At 70.4% G+C, this 16,734-nt stretch carries 13 protein-coding genes; 9 read left to right on the top strand and 4 right to left on the bottom strand.

What is annotated here, in order from left to right; translation table 11 throughout:
- Positions 1–35 precede the first annotated feature (35 nt).
- Both ACLKM7_RS00690 and ACLKM7_RS00685 read left to right on the top strand, forming a co-directional pair.
- Positions 36–872: an aldo/keto reductase gene (locus ACLKM7_RS00690; protein WP_436445092.1), complete on the top strand. Its 837-nt coding sequence runs from the start codon at positions 36–38 to the stop codon at positions 870–872.
- 17 nt (positions 873–889) lie between these two features.
- Positions 890–2,821 (top strand): thioredoxin domain-containing protein, encoded by a 1,932-nt coding sequence (locus ACLKM7_RS00685; protein ID WP_436445091.1) that lies wholly within the window; start codon positions 890–892, stop codon positions 2,819–2,821.
- Between the two features lie 2 nt (positions 2,822–2,823).
- Here ACLKM7_RS00685 and ACLKM7_RS00680 read toward each other — a convergent pair whose 3' ends face one another.
- Positions 2,824–4,455: a dolichyl-phosphate-mannose--protein mannosyltransferase gene (locus ACLKM7_RS00680; protein WP_436445090.1), complete on the bottom strand. Its 1,632-nt coding sequence runs from the start codon at positions 4,453–4,455 to the stop codon at positions 2,824–2,826.
- Between the two features lie 23 nt (positions 4,456–4,478).
- Between ACLKM7_RS00680 and rsmI the strand changes: the two genes are divergently transcribed.
- The 3 genes from rsmI (at position 4,479) to ACLKM7_RS00665 (ending at position 7,986) form a co-directional block, all read left to right on the top strand.
- The gene (gene rsmI, locus ACLKM7_RS00675) at positions 4,479–5,297 is read left to right on the top strand and encodes a 16S rRNA (cytidine(1402)-2'-O)-methyltransferase (protein WP_436445089.1); all 819 of its coding nucleotides are present in this window, start codon (positions 4,479–4,481) and stop codon (positions 5,295–5,297) included.
- 189 nt (positions 5,298–5,486) lie between these two features.
- Positions 5,487–7,067 (top strand): methionine--tRNA ligase, encoded by a 1,581-nt coding sequence (gene metG / locus ACLKM7_RS00670; protein ID WP_436445088.1) that lies wholly within the window; start codon positions 5,487–5,489, stop codon positions 7,065–7,067.
- Between the two features lie 28 nt (positions 7,068–7,095).
- Complete coding sequence (locus tag ACLKM7_RS00665; RefSeq protein ID WP_436445087.1) at positions 7,096–7,986, top strand: TatD family hydrolase; 891 nt, start codon at positions 7,096–7,098, stop codon at positions 7,984–7,986.
- 9 nt (positions 7,987–7,995) lie between these two features.
- On the opposite strand, the gene ACLKM7_RS00660 is transcribed toward ACLKM7_RS00665, so the two are convergent.
- Complete coding sequence (locus ACLKM7_RS00660) at positions 7,996–9,300, bottom strand: MFS transporter (protein ID WP_436445085.1); 1,305 nt, start codon at positions 9,298–9,300, stop codon at positions 7,996–7,998.
- A gap of 55 nt (positions 9,301–9,355) precedes the next feature.
- Positions 9,356–10,816, bottom strand: coding sequence for a sugar porter family MFS transporter (locus ACLKM7_RS00655; protein ID WP_436445084.1), 1,461 nt, complete (start codon positions 10,814–10,816; stop codon positions 9,356–9,358).
- 185 nt (positions 10,817–11,001) lie between these two features.
- Between ACLKM7_RS00655 and rsmA the strand changes: the two genes are divergently transcribed.
- On the top strand, positions 11,002–11,877 hold the full coding sequence (rsmA, locus tag ACLKM7_RS00650) for a 16S rRNA (adenine(1518)-N(6)/adenine(1519)-N(6))-dimethyltransferase RsmA (protein WP_436445083.1): 876 nt from the start codon (positions 11,002–11,004) through the stop codon (positions 11,875–11,877).
- Positions 11,878–11,998: 121 nt separating this feature from the next.
- Entirely contained in the window at positions 11,999–12,937 is a 939-nt protein-coding gene (locus tag ACLKM7_RS00645) for a phosphodiesterase (protein ID WP_436445082.1), read from the top strand.
- Here ACLKM7_RS00645 and ACLKM7_RS00640 read toward each other — a convergent pair.
- Complete coding sequence (locus tag ACLKM7_RS00640; RefSeq protein WP_436445081.1) at positions 12,864–14,498, bottom strand: stealth conserved region 3 domain-containing protein; 1,635 nt, start codon at positions 14,496–14,498, stop codon at positions 12,864–12,866. The two genes, ACLKM7_RS00645 and ACLKM7_RS00640, sit on opposite strands and share 74 nt — an antisense overlap.
- Positions 14,499–14,726: 228 nt before the next feature.
- On the opposite strand from ACLKM7_RS00640, the gene mgrA reads away from it, so the two are divergent.
- Both mgrA and ACLKM7_RS00630 read left to right on the top strand, forming a co-directional pair.
- Complete coding sequence (gene mgrA, locus ACLKM7_RS00635) at positions 14,727–15,794, top strand: L-glyceraldehyde 3-phosphate reductase (RefSeq protein ID WP_436445080.1); 1,068 nt, start codon at positions 14,727–14,729, stop codon at positions 15,792–15,794.
- Positions 15,791–16,717: a 4-(cytidine 5'-diphospho)-2-C-methyl-D-erythritol kinase gene (locus tag ACLKM7_RS00630; protein WP_436445079.1), complete on the top strand. Its 927-nt coding sequence runs from the start codon at positions 15,791–15,793 to the stop codon at positions 16,715–16,717. The genes mgrA and ACLKM7_RS00630 overlap by 4 nt, the downstream gene beginning before the upstream one ends.
- The last annotated feature ends 17 nt before the right edge of the window (positions 16,718–16,734 follow it).

Here is a 16,734-nt window from a genome sequence, read left to right as displayed (position 1 = left end):
CGGCGGGACGCGGCGGCGCTCGTAGGCTGGGAGTCATGACGATTCCCACCCTGACTCTCAACGACGGCCACACCATCCCGCAGCTCGGCTACGGCGTCTTCCGCGTGCCTGCTGCCGACACCGAGCGAGCCGTGGCCGAGGCGCTGGAGGTCGGCTACCGGCACATCGACACCGCCGCGATCTACGGCAACGAAGAGGGCGTCGGCGCTGCGATCGCCGCGAGCGGCATCGCTCGGGACGAGCTGTTCGTCACGACCAAGCTGTGGAACGACCGTCACCACGACGAGGAGCCGCGCGCCGCGATCGGAGAGAGCCTCGAGCGGCTGGGCCTGGACCACGTCGATCTGTACCTGGTGCACTGGCCGGCGCCCGCCAAAGACGAGTACGTCCACGCGTGGGAGAAGATGGTCGAGCTGCGCGAGGCCGGCCTCACGCGCAGCATCGGCGTCTCGAACCACCTGGTGCCGCACCTCGAGCGCATCATCGCGGCCACCGGCGTCGTGCCGGCCGTGATCCAGATCGAACTGCACCCCGCGTACCAGCAGCGCGACATCACGCACTGGGCCGCCGCCCACGACGTCCGGATCGAGTCGTGGGGTCCGCTCGGCCAGGGCAAGTACGACCTCTTCGGCGCCGAGCCCGTCGCTGCCGCCGCGCAGGCGCACGGCAAGACGCCGGCGCAGGCCGTGCTGCGCTGGCACCTCCAGAAGGGCTTCATCGTCTTCCCCAAGTCGGTTCGGCGCGAGAGGCTGGAAGAGAACCTCGACGTCTTCGACTTCGAGCTCAGCCCCGGCGAGGTGGCCGCGATCGACGCGATGGACCCGGGCGACGGTTCGGGACGCGTCAGCTCGCACCCCGACGAGGTGAACTGACGGAGGGACCGGATGCCATGAATCCCCGCCTCGCGGAAGCCACGAGCCCGTACCTGAGAGCCCACGCGGGCAATCCGGTGGCGTGGTTCCCGTGGGGCGAGGAGGCCTTCGCGCAGGCTCGCGCACGAGATGTGCCGGTCATGGTCTCGATCGGCTACTCGACATGCCGCTGGTGCCACGTGATGGCGCGCGAGTCGTTCGAGGATGCCGACACCGCAGCCGACCTCGACGCCGGCTTCGTCGCGATCAAGGTGGACCGCGAGGAGCATCCCGAGGTCGACGCCGCCTACATGGCCGCCGCCTCGGCTTTCGCGCCGAACCTCGGCTGGCCGCTCACGGTCTTCGTGACGCCGCAGGGGCGCCCCTTCTACGCGGGTACGTACTATCCGCCCGAGCCTCGTGGGGGCCTGCCGTCGTTCCGCCAGGTGCTGGCGGCGGTGCGCGAGGCGTGGACCGAGCGCCGCGATCAGATCGACGGGACGGCGGATGCTGTCGCGAGCGCGCTCGCCGACGTCCGCGCTTCGGTGGGCTCCGGGCCCGCCGGTGAGGTGACCGTCGAAGTGCTGACCGCGCCCGAGATCGCCGAAGCAGCGCGCACACTCGCGGCACGTGAGGATCCGCGCTACGGTGGCTTCGGCGCCCCCGCGTCGGCGGCGCCGAAGTTCCCCGTCGCCACCGCCCTGAAGTTCCTGCAGGCCCGCCTCGTGCGCGAGACGGCCGCCGAGGCATCCGTCGTCGCCGACCGCGCCCTCGCCGCGATGGCCGCGTCGCCGCTGCGCGACCCGGTCGAGGGCGGGTTCTTCCGGTATGCCACGCGCCCGGACTGGACGGTGCCGCACTACGAGCGCATGCTCACCGACAACGCGCAGCTGCTCGACGTCGCCACGGATGCCGGTTCGGACGACGTCGCGAGGGGTATCGCAGGCTTCCTCATCGACGTGTTGCAGCAGCCGACCGGCGGGTTCGGGGCCGCGCAGGACTCGGAGTCATGGATCGGCGGCGAGCGCAGTGAGGGCGGTTACTACGCACGGGATGCCGCCGCCCGCGCAGACCTGCAGCCACCCGCGGTCGACGGCAAGGTCGTGACGGGCTGGAACGGCCTCGCGATCGGCGCTCTGGCCCGTGCCGGGGCGCGTTACGGCGAGGAGCGCTGGCTCGAGTCGGCCCGCTGGGCGGCCGATGCGGTGCTCGAGAGCAACGTGACGCCCGACGGCCGCCTGCTGCGCGCGTCCCTCGACGAGATCCCGTCCTCGGCGGCTGCGACACCGGCCGACTACGGGCAGCTCGCCGCCGGGCTGACGGCCCTGGCCCTCGCGACCGGAGAAGTCGCTTACGCGGTGCGTGCGCGGGAGCTGGTCGACGCGTGCGTGGCCGACGACGGCGAGGTCGCCGTGCCGGGCGGTGGCGACCCGGTGCTGGCGGCGCAGGGGATCGGTGCGCCGGATGCCGCCTCCGACGCCGATGAACCCTCCGGGCGCGCGGCGCTCGCCGAGGCTGCCGTGGCGCTGTGGCTCGCGGGTGCCGGCGACCGCTATCGCGCGATGGCCGAGCGCATCTTAGCGCCGCACATCCGGGCCGCCGTCGAGCAGCCCCTCGCGTACGGGGCGCTGCTGCGCGTGGCGGCGACCCTTGCGACGGCGCCGCGCCAGCTCGTGATCGTGCTGCCGGATGCCGCAGCCGCGGGTGCAGCCGCGGGTGCTGGCGGTGTCGAGTCGGTATCGAGCCCGGTGTCGGGTGTCGCCACCGGTGCCAGCCTCGTGGCGGCGGGCCGTGGCATCCGTTCCGATCTGTTCACGGTGCTCGCGCAGAGCGTCGCGGGTGCGTGGAGCGAGGCGGGGTTCGAGCTCTTCGCCGAGAAGGCGACGCGCGACGGGCTTCCCACGGCCTACGACTGCCGCGACTTCGCGTGCCGGTTGCCGGTGACCGATCCCGCCGAGCTGGGGGACTGAGATCAGATCCAGCTGGGCAGCCAGTTGTGCAGCCGCCAGAAGTCGTAGGGCACGTTCATCGCCGAGATCACCGGGTACCAGAACGCCGCGAGGACCAGCGCCACGCCCAGGAACACCAGCACGAGCCGCTGGCCGGTGTGGCGGCGATCGTCTGCGCTGCCGGATGCGGCGATGCGCTGCAGGGCGAAGGTGAGCGCCAGCAGCATGAACGGCAGCATCAGCACCGTGTAGAACTGGAACACCGTTCGCTCGGGAAAGAACAGCCACGGCACGTAAGTGACGACGATCCCGGTGAGCACGAAGGCGTGGCGCCAATCGCGCGACACGACGAACCTGTACGCCAGGTACAGCACCGCGGCCACCCCGGCGTACCAGACCAGCGGATTCGGGATGCTCGACACGACCTGCGAGCACCCGTTCGCCGCGGCGCAGCCGTCCACGCCGAGCGAATCGTGGTGGTAGTACATGCCGGTCGGGCGCAGCAGCAGTGGCCACTGCCACGCGGGACTCGCGTAGGTGTGACCCGATGTGATGCCGGCCGCGGAGTTGTACATGGTCACGTGGAACTGCCACAGGCTCTGCAACGGCAGCGGCACCCATGAGAACAGCCCGGTCGCGGGGTTCGCGTCGGCGACATGGCGGTCGTAGCCGCCGTCGGTGACGAGCCAGCCGGTCCACGAGGCGAGGTAGACGAGCGCGGCGATCGGGACGAGGAGGATGAAGGTGACGCCGCCTTGACGCAGCGCGTCGGAGGGCCAGAACAGCACGCCCGCGCGGCGGCGGGCGAGCGCGTCGGTCACGACGAGGTAGATGCCCAGGCCTGCGAGCACCCAGACCCCGGACCATTTGACCCCGCACGCGGCGCCGAGGGCTGCTCCGGCGGCCAGGATCCACGGCCGGTTCCACAGCAGCGGCCCCCATGACGGGGGCGTGTCGCTGTCGAAGCGGGCGGCGACCGTCTCGGCGATGCGCGTCATGGTGCGTTCCCGGTCGACCAGGACGAAGAGGAACGCCAGCAGGACGAAGAAGGTGAGTGCGGTGTCGAGCAGTGCTACGCGGCTCATCGAGATCGCGAGGCCGTCCAAGGCCATCAGCAGTCCCGCGACGACAGCGAACGTGGTGGACCGCGTGAGGCGCCGGGCGATGAGCATCAGGAGCAGCACCGCGGCGGTGCCGAGCAGCGCCGTCGTGAGACGCCACGACCATCCCGAGCCCGGGCCGAACGCGAGCATGCCGAGGGCGATGATCCACTTGCCGAGCGGCGGATGGATCACGAATGCGGGGTCGGTCGAGAAGACGCCGACGTCGCCCGACAGGAAGCTCGCGTTGCCGTCCTCGGGCCACGACCCCTCGTAGCCCAGCTGCAGCAGCGTCCAGGCGTCCTTGACGTAGTACGTCTCGTCGAACTGGTTCATCAGGTCGTGGGCGGCGCCGAGGTTCCACAGCCGCGCGACGGCGGCGAGCACGACGACGATCGCCGGCCCGAGCCACCGGTACAGCCGCCGCGCCCGCTCGTCGGCGTTCACGCGCCGCGCGAACCGGTCGTACAGACTCGGGCGCGCGGGCCGGCGGGAAGGCGGGGGGAGGAGCGGTGCGGCAGGCGGGTCGGCAGCTGGCCGGAGGGCGTCCGTCACCCGGCCAAGTCTAGGCTGAGGGCGTGATCATCCTCGCGGCGACGCCGATCGGAAACCTGGGGGATGCCTCCCGCCGCCTCGTCGAAGCGCTCGAGCAGGCGACGATCATCGCCGCCGAGGACACCCGCACCACGCAGCGTCTGCTCGCTGCTCTCGGGGTGACGAACCGACCGCGCCTGATCGCCCTTCACGACCACAACGAGAAGGACCGCGCGCCGGAGCTCGTCGAGCTCGCGCGGACGCAGGACGTGCTCGTGCTGAGCGATGCCGGCATGCCGACGGTCAGTGATCCCGGCTACGGCGTCGTGGCCGCGGCCGCGGCCGCAGGTGTCGAGGTCACCGCCATCCCCGGACCCAGCGCCGTCGTCACCGCGCTCGCCGTGTCGGGCCTTCCGACCGATCGCTTCACGTTCGAGGGTTTCGTTGCGCGCAAGCACGGTGAGCGCATGGGAGCGCTGCGTCTGCTGGCCGCCGAGCCGCGCACCATGGTGTTCTTCGAGGCCCCCTCACGTGTAGCGGCGACCCTCGCCGACATGGCGGCCGTGTTCGGCGCCGACCGGCGCGGCGCCGTGTGCCGTGAGCTGACGAAGCTGCACGAGCAGGTCGTGCGCGGCACCCTGGCAGAGCTCGCGACCTGGGCCGACGGCGGTGTGCGCGGCGAAGTCGTACTCGTCGTGGAGGGCGGCGCCGCGCGGGAGGTGCCGTTCGCCGATGCGGTCGCGCAGGTGCGGGCACTCGTCGGCGAGGGCGTACGGCGAAAGGATGCCGCGGCCGAAGTGGCGGGACTGACCAGCCACTCCAGCCGCGAGCTCTACCAGGCGTCGCTGACGGGTCCGGCCTAGCGCTCCTTCGGCTTCTTCGCCTGACGCTCGCAGCGGGCGCTGCCCCGACCACCGCGTTCATTCGTCACACATGTACGCGATCGGGCGTTTTCCCGTGCATATGTGACGAACGAACCGGGTGGGGGCGAGATGCCCGGGGTCCGCTGTCACACCGCCGGGCGCGGCATCCGCTCGAACTAGACTCGTCGGGTGACTTCCGGCCGCCAGTCCTTCTACATCACGACGCCGATCTACTATCCGAGCGACGTGCCCCACATCGGCCACGGCTACACGACCGTGGCCGTCGACGCGCTCGCCCGCTGGCACCGCCAGGCAGGCGACGACACATGGATGCTGACGGGCACCGACGAGCACGGCCAGAAGATGATGCGCGCCGCGTCGGCGAACGGGGTCACGCCGCAGGAGTGGGTCGACAAGCTCGTCACCGAGTCGTGGTTCCCGCTGCTCGAGACGCTGGACGTCGCCAACGACGACTTCATCCGCACGACGCAGCCTCGGCACGAGGAGCGCGTGCAGCAGTTCGTGCAGGCCATCTACGACCGCGGGTACATCTACGCGGGCGAGTACGAGGCGCTGTACTGCGTGGGCTGCGAGGAGTTCAAGCCCGAGTCCGAGATCGTCGACGGCACCGGCGCGTTCGAGGGCCTCAAGGTCTGCGCCATCCACTCGAAGCCGCTGGAGCTGCTGCAGGAGAAGAACTACTTCTTCAAGCTCAGCGAGTTCCAGGACAAGCTCCTCGAGCTGTACTCGAGCGTGCCGGACTTCGTGCGCCCGGACTCGGCGCGCAACGAGGTCGTCTCGTTCGTCAAGAACGGGCTGAAGGACCTGTCGATCTCGCGGTCGGCGTTCGACTGGGGCATCCCGCTGCCGTGGGACGAGAGCCACGTCATCTACGTGTGGGTCGACGCCCTGCTCAACTACGCCACGGCGGTCGGCTACGGCTCCGACCCCGAGGAGTTCTCCCGCCGCTGGCCCGCTTATCACGTGGTCGGCAAAGACATCCTGCGCTTCCACGCGGTGATCTGGCCCGCCATGCTGATGGCTGCCGGCGTCGAGGTGCCCAAGGGCGTGTTCGCGCACGGCTGGCTGCTGGTGGGCGGCGAGAAGATGTCGAAGTCGAAGCTCACCGGCATCGCGCCGACCGAGATCACCGACGTGTTCGGCTCGGACGCGTACCGCTTCTACTTCCTGTCGGCGATCGCGTTCGGGCAGGACGGGTCGTTCTCGTGGGAGGACCTGTCGGCCCGGTACCAGGCCGAGCTGGCCAACGGGTTCGGCAACCTCGCGTCGCGCACGACCGCGATGGTCGAGCGCTACTTCGAGGGCGTCGTGCCCCCGCCGGGCGCGTACACCGAGGCCGACGAGCAGATCCACAAGACGGTGGCGGATGCCGCAGCCGCGGCCGACGCCGCGATGGAGCGGTTCCGGATCGACGAGGCGATCACCTCGATCTGGACGATCGTCGACGCGCTCAACCTCTACATCACCGAGAACGAGCCGTGGGCGCTCGCCAAGGACGACGCCCAGCGCGAGCGTCTGGGCACCGTGCTGTACACGGCGGCCGAGGGGCTGCGCGCGCTGGCCGTGCTGCTCTCGCCGGTGATGCCGGTCTCGACCGAGAAGCTGTGGATCGCGCTCGGCGCGGCGGAGTCGATCGGGCGCCTGCAGGATCAGCCGATCCGCGACGCCGGCGCGTGGGGCGTCCTCAAGCCCGGCACGTCGGTGAACGGCCTGGCCCCGCTCTTCCCCCGCGTGGAGCAGTCGGTCTGACGACCCGTCGTGTCACAGAAGAGGTGCCATGAGTCAATCGGCTGATCCGTCGCAGTACGTGCGCACGCGTGAGAAGGGCGGGCGCGACGTCACCTACCCCGATCCGCCCCAGCCGCTCACGGTGCCGGTGTACGACAACCACGCGCACCTCGAGATCGAGGACGGCGAGGAACCCCTCTCGCTGCACGAGCAGCTCGACCGCGCCGCCGCGGTGGGCGTCGCAGGGGTGGTTCAGGCCGGTGGCGACATCGACTCGAGCCGCTGGTCGGCGTGGGCCGCGGCATCCCACCCCCGTGTCCTCGCGGCCGTGGCGATCCACCCGAACGAGGCCCCGGCGTATGCGGTGGCCGGTCGCCTCGACGAGGCGATCGCGGTCATCGACGCGCTCGCCGCGCAGCCGCGCGTGCGCGCCATCGGCGAGACGGGACTGGACTTCTTCCGCACGGGGGAGGACGGGCTGGCGGCCCAGTACGAGAGCTTCGAGGCGCACATCGCGCTGACGAAGAAGCACGGCGTCGCGATGCAGATCCACGATCGCGACGCGCACGATGCCGTGCTCGAGACGCTGCAGCGCGTGGGCGCGCCCGAGCGGACGGTGTTCCACTGCTTCTCGGGCGACGTCGCGATGGCCGAGGTCGCGGCCGAGCGCGGCTACTACCTGTCGTTCGCGGGCAACGTCACGTTCAAGAACGCGCAGAACCTGCGCGATGCGCTGAAGGTCACGCCGCGCGAGCGGATCCTGGTCGAGACGGATGCCCCGTTCCTGACGCCGACGCCGCATCGAGGTCGCCCGAATGCGCCGTACCTGATCCCGGTGACGGTGCGCTTCCTGGCCGTCCAGCTCGAGGTGGAGCTCGACGAGCTGTGCGCGCAGCTGGCCGCGAACACCCTCGAGGTCTACGGCTCATTCGAGGACTGACGGCGGCGATCAGTCGATCAGCGGAAGACCTCCGGCGCCCGGCTCCTCTTCTCGGGCCGCTTCCTCCGCGTCGTCGGCATCGAGAACCGGCTTGGCCGCCGCGATGTGCGAGATCGAACGCCATACGAGGGCGAGCGTGATCGCCGCTCCGGCGAACGCGAACCACCAGGGCGCGGTCAGCCCCCAGGTCTGGGCGAGGATGCCGCCGATGAACTGACCGATCACGAGGCCACCGAAGACGCCGACCATGTTCACCGAGGCGATGCGGCCTTGCAGCTGGAGCGGCACGAGGCGCTGACGGACGGTCGTCGATATGGTGCCCCACACGAATGCGTACAGTCCGAAGCCGAACATGAGGACGAAGGCGACGGCCGCCGACGTGGTGAATGCGAAAGCGAGGTGCATGAGGGCCTCGAGAGAGAGGCACACGCGCATGAGCGTCGCGAACGAGATGTGGCGCTCTAGCCAGCCGAAGCTCGCGATCGCGATCAAGCCGCCGATCGCCGACGCCGTCGTGAGCGCGCCGTACCCGACTGGACCCATGTCGAGGTGCTCGGTCGCGTAGAGCACGAGCACGCTCCACGGCGCCGCCCACGTGACGTTGAAGGCGAGGATGATGATCACGAGCGTGCGCACGGGCGCGTTGCCGCGCAGCCAGTGCAGGCCCTCGCGGATCGGATGCGCCTTCGCGCCGGGCTCGGGGGCGTCCCGCGCGGGCACGGGTGTTCGTGCGATCCGCGAGATGAGGACCACGGCCAGGGCGACGCAGAGGATCTGAACGAGGAACGGCCAGAACGAGCCGATCGCGAACAGGAAGGCGCCCAGCGGGGGACCGGCGAGCTGGTTTCCCACGAGATAGCCCGCCTGCATGCGGGCGTTGCCGATCCCGAGATCGACGGGTCGTACGAGCATCGGCAGAAGTGTGCTGCCGGCCGAGTCGGCGAACACTTCAGCGGTGCCGTAGAGGAAGGCCGTCGCGAGGACGATCCACACGTTCGCGTGCCCTGTCACGAGGAAGAGGACGAGGGCGAGTACGACCACCGCGCGTGAGCCGTTGGCGAGCATGACCAGCCGTCGCCGGTCGTGGTGATCGGCGACAGCACCCGCGAGCAGCCCGAACAGCAGCCAGGGCAGGAACTGCATCATCGCGCCGGCCGCGACGAGCATCGGCGACGACGTCATCGAGGCGATGAGCAGCGGCGCCGCCGACAGGGCGATGCCGTCGCCGATGTTGCTGGTCCACGACGACGCGAGCAGCCACCGGAAGTCGACCCCCAGGCGGCGGGGTGCGATCAGATCGCCGAGCGAGGGCATCCCTCGATCCTACGAGAGGCGGACGATGACGGATGCCGCGGCCGCGGCATCCGTCTCAGGTCGTGGGCGCGGCGCTCTTGCGGATGAAGAGCGTCTCGGTCTGCTCGATGTCCATGCCCTTGGTCTCGGGGACCCGCCACGCGACGTACACGAACGACAGCGCCGCGAAGACGGCGTACATGCCGTAGGTGAGCGGCAGCGACAGCGCCGACATCGCGGGGAATGAGATCGTGATGAGGAAGTTCGCGACCCACTGCGCTCCGGCGGCCACACCGAGCGCCTTGCCGCGGATGCGGCTGGGGAAGATCTCGCCGAGCAGCACCCACACCAGCGGCCCCCACGACGCGCCGAATCCGACGACGAACACGTTGGCGGCCACGAGGGCGATCGGCCCCCAGGGGGCGGGAAGAGTGACGGCGCCCTCTGCGTCGGTCTCGGAGAACAGGAACGACACCGCCATGAGCGCGAGCGACAGCGTCATCATGACCGAGCCGGTGAGCAGGATGGGCTTTCGGCCCACCCGGTCGACCAGGAAGATCGCGATCAGGGTGACCAGCACGTTCGTGATCGAGGTCGCGACGCTGATCGTGAACGAGTCGGTCTCGTCGAAGCCCACCGACTGCCACAGGCTCGTCGAGTAGTAGAAGATCACGTTGATCCCGACGAACTGCTGGAACACCGACAGGATGATGCCGACCCACACGATGCGCTGCAGGCCGAGCACCGGCCCGCGGAGCGAGACGCCGGCGTTCTTGCGATCGGTTTCGATCGCGGTCTGCAGGTCGCGGATCGTGTGGTCGAGGTCGGCGGGGGGCACCAGGCGGGAGAAGATCGCCCGGGCCTCTTCGGTGCGACCCTTGGCGAGCAGATAGCGCGGCGATTCGGGGAGGGTGAAGGACAGGATGCCGTACACGGCCGACGGCACGACGCCCACGATGAACATCCACCGCCATGCTTCGAGCCCGAACCACAGGGGGCTGTCGGCGCCGCCCGCGGTGTTGGCCAGCAGCGCGTCCGAGAGGAGCGCCGCGAAGATGCCGAGGGTGATCGCGAGCTGCTGCAGCGAGGCCAGGCCGCCGCGGATCTGGCGGGGTGCGACCTCGGCGATGTAGGCCGGCGCGACGACCGACGCGATGCCGATTCCCAGGCCGCCGATGACGCGCCACAGGGCGAGATCCCACACGGCGAATGCCAGGCCCGCGCCCAGCGAGCTGACGAAGAACATGATCGCGCCGATGAACATCACCCGCAGGCGCCCCCAGCGGTCCGACAGGTTGCCGGCGAGGATCGCGCCCACCGCGCACCCGAGCAGGGCGATCGCGACGACGAACCCGGTGAGGATCTCGTTGATGCCGAAGTCGGCCGAGATGGAGTCGACGGCGCCGTTGATCACCGAGGAGTCGAAGCCGAACAGGAAGCCGCCGACGGCCGCTGCCACCGACAGGCCGATCGCCCGGCGTCCGTACGAGCTGCGGAGCGAGAACGCGTCGGCGGGGATGGATGCGGTCGTGTTCATGCCGTCACGCTATCGGTCGGACCGCGCCGCGGCCGAGAGGGACGCGCGGCGCACTGAATCGGATCCGCATGAGCGGATCGCTGACGTGACACGCCGCCGCGCCGGCATGCGACGGCGGCGTGTCATGCAGTGGCTCCGCACCTGCGGATCCGAGGTTGCGTCCCGGCACGCCGTACAGTGATCGCATGCCTGTGACTCTCCTCGGCGCGGCGGAGATCCGCGCGCTGGCCGCCGAACTCGATGTCACTCCGACCAAGAAGCTGGGCCAGAACTTCGTCGTCGACGCCAACACGGTCCGAAAGATCGTCCAGGTCGCCCAGGTGTCGCCGGGTGAGCGCGTGGTCGAGGTGGGCCCGGGGCTGGGATCGTTGACGCTTGCGATCCTCGAGGCCGGGGCAGCCGTCACCGCCGTCGAGATCGACCATCGGCTCGCCGAGCGCCTGCCGGTGACCGCGGCCGCGCACGGCGTCGCCGACGGCGCGCTGACCGTGGTCGACGCCGACGCGCTCCGGGTGACCGAGCTGCCCGGCGACCCCACAGTGCTCGTGGCGAATCTGCCCTACAACGTGTCGGTGCCCGTCCTGCTGCATCTGCTCGAGACGTTTCCCGGCCTGCAGCGCGGTGTCGTGATGGTGCAGGCCGAGGTGGGGGAGCGTCTCGCCGCTCCGCCCGGCTCGAAGGTCTACGGAGCGCCGAGTGTCAAGGCCGCCTGGTACGGACCGTGGCGCCTGGCCGGCACCGTGTCGCGCCAGGTGTTCTGGCCGGTGCCGAATGTCGATAGCGTGCTGGTCGGATTCCATCGCGACGGTGCCCATTCGAACGGTGCCGATTCGAGCGGGAAGGAGCCGCGCGGCGACGTCGACCTGCGCCGCCGCACATTCCGGATCGTGGATGCCGCGTTCCAGCAACGTCGCAAGATGCTCCGGCAGGCCTTGGCCGCCGTGCTGGGCGGCTCGGCCGCCGAGGCGACGGCCGTGCTGGAACGCGCGGGAGTCGCCCCGACGGCGCGCGGCGAGGAGCTCTCGATCGACGACTTCGTGCGGATCGCGCTCGCGGTCTGATCTCGGCCATTCACGCAACGTTCACCGTGTTGCCAGGGCCCGCCCGTGCCGCGGGGGTAGCCTGCCGACAGGTCCCGGTGGTCGAGGCGAGCCGGCTGGTTGAGGCGAAGAAGGCGAGACGATGCGCACCGCAGAGTACCCCGCACCCGAGCGGATCCTGCTGCACGTGAGCGACACGCACCTGCGTGCGGGGGGCTCACGCCTGTTCGACGTCGTGGACGGAGCGCAACGGCTTGCGCGAGCCCTGGACGCGGTCGAGGCCAGCGGCGTGCGGCCCGACGCGCTGATCTTCACGGGCGACCTCGCCGATCTCGGCGAGCCGGGCGCGTACCGAGAACTGCGCGACATCGTCGAACCGCTCGCGGAGCGGCTGGGCGCGCAGGTGCTGTGGGTCATGGGCAACCACGACGATCGCGCGGCGTTCCGCACCTCGCTCCTCGGAGAACTCCCCGGCGTCGACACGATCGACCGGGTCGACGAGCTCGACGGGCTGCGCGTGATCACACTCGACTCCACCGTGCCGGGGCACCACCACGGCGAGCTCACGGACGGCCAGCTCGAATGGCTCGGCGACGCGCTCGCGACCCCTGCACCGCTGGGCACGATCCTCGCGATGCACCACCCGCCCGTGCCGAGCGTGCTGCCGCTGGCTGCCAGCGTCGAGCTGCTCGACCAGTCGCGCCTGGCCGACGTGGTGCGCGGCACCGATGTGCGCGCGATCATCGCCGGGCACCTGCACTATTCGACCTTCGCGACCTTCGCCGGCATCCCCGTCTCGGTCGCCTCGTCCACCTGCTATGCCCAGGACCTCACGGTGCCCACCGGGGGCACGAGGCCGCAGGACGGGGCTCAGGCCTTCAATCTCGTGCACGTGTACGACGACACCATCGTCCACTCGGTCGTGCCGGTCGACGTTCCGCGCACCCTCGAGCACATCGATGCGCACGAAGCGCGTGACCGTCTTCGTGCGGCCGGTGTGCGCCCGCTCAGCGACGCGCCCGCGGACGCCGCGCGCGCGCCGAGGGATGCGCCGACCGAGCCGATCGCTCTGATCCGCTGACCTCTACCGCCGAGCCGGTCTCGGCAGCCTCGGCCCGCTCCCACGGAGCCCGCACCGGGAACATCCGCTCCAGCGCGGTACGCATGGCCTCGACGCGGATCGCCTCGGGCACCTCGACTTCGCCGCCGTCGTTGAGACAGAACATGTCGATGTCGGTGCGCTCCGCGAGCCGCTCCAGGCGCCGCAGCGACGCCGACAAGGTCGTCTGCACGTACCGAACGCGGGGCCGGTGCGTGGCCACGGCGCGGCCGGTCATGAGGGCGTAGTAGTGATAGAGGCTGTTGGTGACAGAGATATCGCTCGCGGAGCGGAAACGGGATGCCGCGGTCCGGGCGAAGTCCTCGGGGAACGCCTCTTCGAGTTCGGCCATCACGCTCTTGCGCAACGGTGCCGCGCAATGCTCGAGGTCGCGCACGATCGTGCGGCCGAATCGCTCGCGCAGCAGAGCGCGGTTGACCCGCAGACCGTTGTCGTGCCCGCTGCGGTGCAGCGCAGGCTCTCCCGCGCCGATCCGCACCTCGCACTCGACGAACTTCGTCACCCCGCCCGGGGTGAAGAACAGCTCGGGCTCGATCAGGCGCCCGAAGAACATGTCGTCGTTGGAGTAGAGGAAGTGCTCGGCCAGGCCCGGGATGCGGTGCAGCTGAGCCTCGACCGCGTGCGAGTTGTGCGTCGGCAGCACGGACGGGTCTGCGAAGAACTCCTCGCTGCGCACGATCGTCACCTTCGGGTGGTCTGCGAGCCACGCGGGCGCCGGCGAGTCGGTCGCGATGAAGATGCGCCGCACCCACGGGGCGTACATGTGGACGCTGCGCAGGGCATACCTGAGTTCGTCGACATGCCGGTAGCGTGCGGGGCTGTCGTCTCCCTCGCCGACGACGTACTCGGCCATGCGCGCGGCGCGCTGACGCTGGAACTCGGTTGACGAGCCGTCGACCCACGAGAACACCATGTCGACGTCTTCGGTGAACTCGTGCGGCTGGGGGTCGAACATGCCCGAGACGGTGCGCCACGTGCGCCCGTAGCGCTGCACGGTGGTGAAGGTCAGGTCGGCAAGGGGCACGAGCCGGCGAGTGAGGGCGTTGTCGTTCGGTGCCTCGAGGACGTCGTCCTGCTGTCGCCAGAACTCGATGCGGGCAGCCAGTGAGGCGCCGTACCGCAGCGAGCCGTTCGCGCTCACGCGCGGGCGGTAGGCCCGCACCACCGACGGCTCCGCGCCGGGGACGACCGCGGCATTCGCCAGCACGGGCGGGCGCCGCTTGGCCTTGATGTAGAGCGGCTCGCGGTCGCAGAGCGCGCCGAGCGTGGCGAAGGCGGCGTCGCGCGCGGCGACGTCGACGACGAGTGCCGGGACGGCGCGATCCTGACGGATCAGCGTCACCCCGATCCCGGCGTCCTCGAGGGCGGAGGCGACGAGCAGCAGGTCTTCGATGCGCGCCTGCTCCGGCGTCACCGTGTCATGCACGAGATGCAGGATGCCGCGATCGAGCACGACATCACGACGATCGAGCAGTTCGGACCATGGGTCCGGCTGCGGGGGGACTACCGACAGAGCGGGCATCGAAACCTCCTTCGCGGCGAGGGGGAACGCCGGTGACGTCCAGGCGTCTGGCGAGGGATGCGGCTGACCGGTCGGAACTCACGGGAAGCCGCGGCGGCGCAGGGGACTGCGCTGCTCCTACAGTAGGCGCTTCATGTGTCGTTCGTGTTTCCTCGCAGCGACTTCCCTGCTGCGGGCGCGTGTCGCCGCGTTCCTGCGGGCGGGGCGAGACGTCGATAGCCTGGACCGGTGACCGACGAGCCGCGCTACCGTTCCCGTGGAGGCGACCTCCACCGCCCCTACTCCGCCGTCGAGGATCGGTACGCCGGTGGGCAGTACCGACAGGTCGGCACCTCCGGCCTCACCCTTCCGCCGATCTCGCTCGGCCTGTGGTGGAACTTCGGCGACAACATCCCGTTCGACAACCAGCGGGCGCTGCTGCGTCACGCCTTCGACAGCGGCATCACGCATTTCGACCTCGCCAACAACTACGGCCCGCCCTACGGCTCGGCCGAGACGAACTTCGGCCGGATGATGCGCGAGGACTTCGCGCCGTACCGTGACGAACTCATCATCTCGTCCAAGGCCGGCTACGACATGTGGCACGGACCGTACGGCAACGGCGGCTCTCGCAAGTACCTGCTCGCCAGCGCCGAGCAGTCCCTGAAGCGAATGAGCGTCGACTACGTCGACATCTTCTACTCGCACCGCGTCGACCCCGACGTGCCGATCGAAGAGACCGTGGGCGCCCTGGACACGCTGGTGCGGCAGGGCAAGGCGCTCTACGTGGGCATCTCGTCGTACAGCGCGGAGCGCACCGCGGTCGCGGCATCCGTCGCTCGCTCGCTCGGGACCCCGCTGGTCATCCACCAGCCGGCGTACTCGATCCTCAACCGCTGGATCGAGGACGGACTGACCGGCGTGCTCAAGCAGGAGGGCATGGGAGCGATCGCATTCACCCCGCTCGCGCAGGGGCTGCTCACCGACAAGTACCTCGGCGGAGGACCCGCCGAACGCGCGCAGCAGCGGGCGTCCCTCCCGCAGCAGCAACTCTCGGAGAAGGGGCTCGCCGTGCTGCGCGGGCTCGACGTGATCGCGAAGGAGCGCGGGCAGTCGCTCGCCCAGCTGGCGATCCAGTGGGTGCTGCGCGACCCGGTGGTCACCTCCGCGCTGATCGGCGCCTCCCGTCCGGAGCAGCTCGACGAGAACCTGCGCGCGCTGGACGGCCCGGCCTTCAGCACCGAGGAGATCGAGCGCATCGACGCACTGTCGGACGGCATCGACGTGGACCTCTGGGCGGAATCGGCGCGACGGTGAGCGAGGCCCTCGCCGCCGCCGGCGTCCACGTGCGGGCACCGGGAAAGCTCAACCTCTTCTTCGAGGTCGGCGGCGTGCAGCAGGACGGCTACCACGACGTCGCTTCGGCGTATCAGGCGGTGTCGCTGTTCGAGGACGTGTGGGCGACGCCCTCCGACGAGTTCACCGTGGCGGTCTCGGGCACCGTCGACGTGTCGGGCGTCCCGGCCGACGACCGCAACCTCGCCGTGCGGGCGGCCCGACTGCTCGCGCAGCGGATCGGCTATGACGGCGGGGTGCACCTCGACATCGTCAAGCACGTCCCGGTGGCGGGCGGCATGGGCGGAGGATCAGCGGATGCCGCGGCAGCGCTCGTCGCGTGCGACGCGCTGTGGGGGGCGGAGCTCGGCGGAACCGAGTTGCACAAGCTCGCGGCGCGGTTGGGCGCCGACGTGCCCTTCGCCCTGATGGGCGGGACCGCGGTCGGGACCGGGCGCGGGGATCAGTTGAGCCCGGCGCTGGCCAAGGGACGTTTCGACTGGGTGGTGCTGCCCTCCGACTCCGGGTTGTCGACGCCCGAGGTGTACGCGCACTTGGACGAGCTGCGCACCGGCCCCGACATCGTCGCCGCCCCGAGCGTGCCCGAGGTCGACCCTGCCGTGCTGCACGCGCTGCGCGCGGGCGATCCGGTCGCCCTGGCGGCGCACATCCGCAACGACCTGCAGGTCGCCGCGCTGTCGCTGCGTCCCGAACTGCGCCGCGCCCTCGAGCTGGGCGAGCAGACGGGTGCGCTGGCGGGCCTCGTGTCGGGGTCAGGCCCTACGCTGGCATTCCTGACCGCCGACCCGGAGTCGGCGCTCGAGCTGCAGGTGACGCTGTCGGCTGCGGGGTTCGAGGCGCTTCACGTGCACGGACCCGTCGCCGGCGCCCGCGTCGCCGCCTGAGACCTGCCGAGACCCCG

It is taken from the genome of Microbacterium sp. I2 (assembly GCF_051364985.1).
GTDB lineage: Bacteria > Actinomycetota > Actinomycetes > Actinomycetales > Microbacteriaceae > Microbacterium.
Note: the sequence above shows the minus strand (reverse complement) of the source record. Positions and strands in the feature narration are given on the sequence as shown.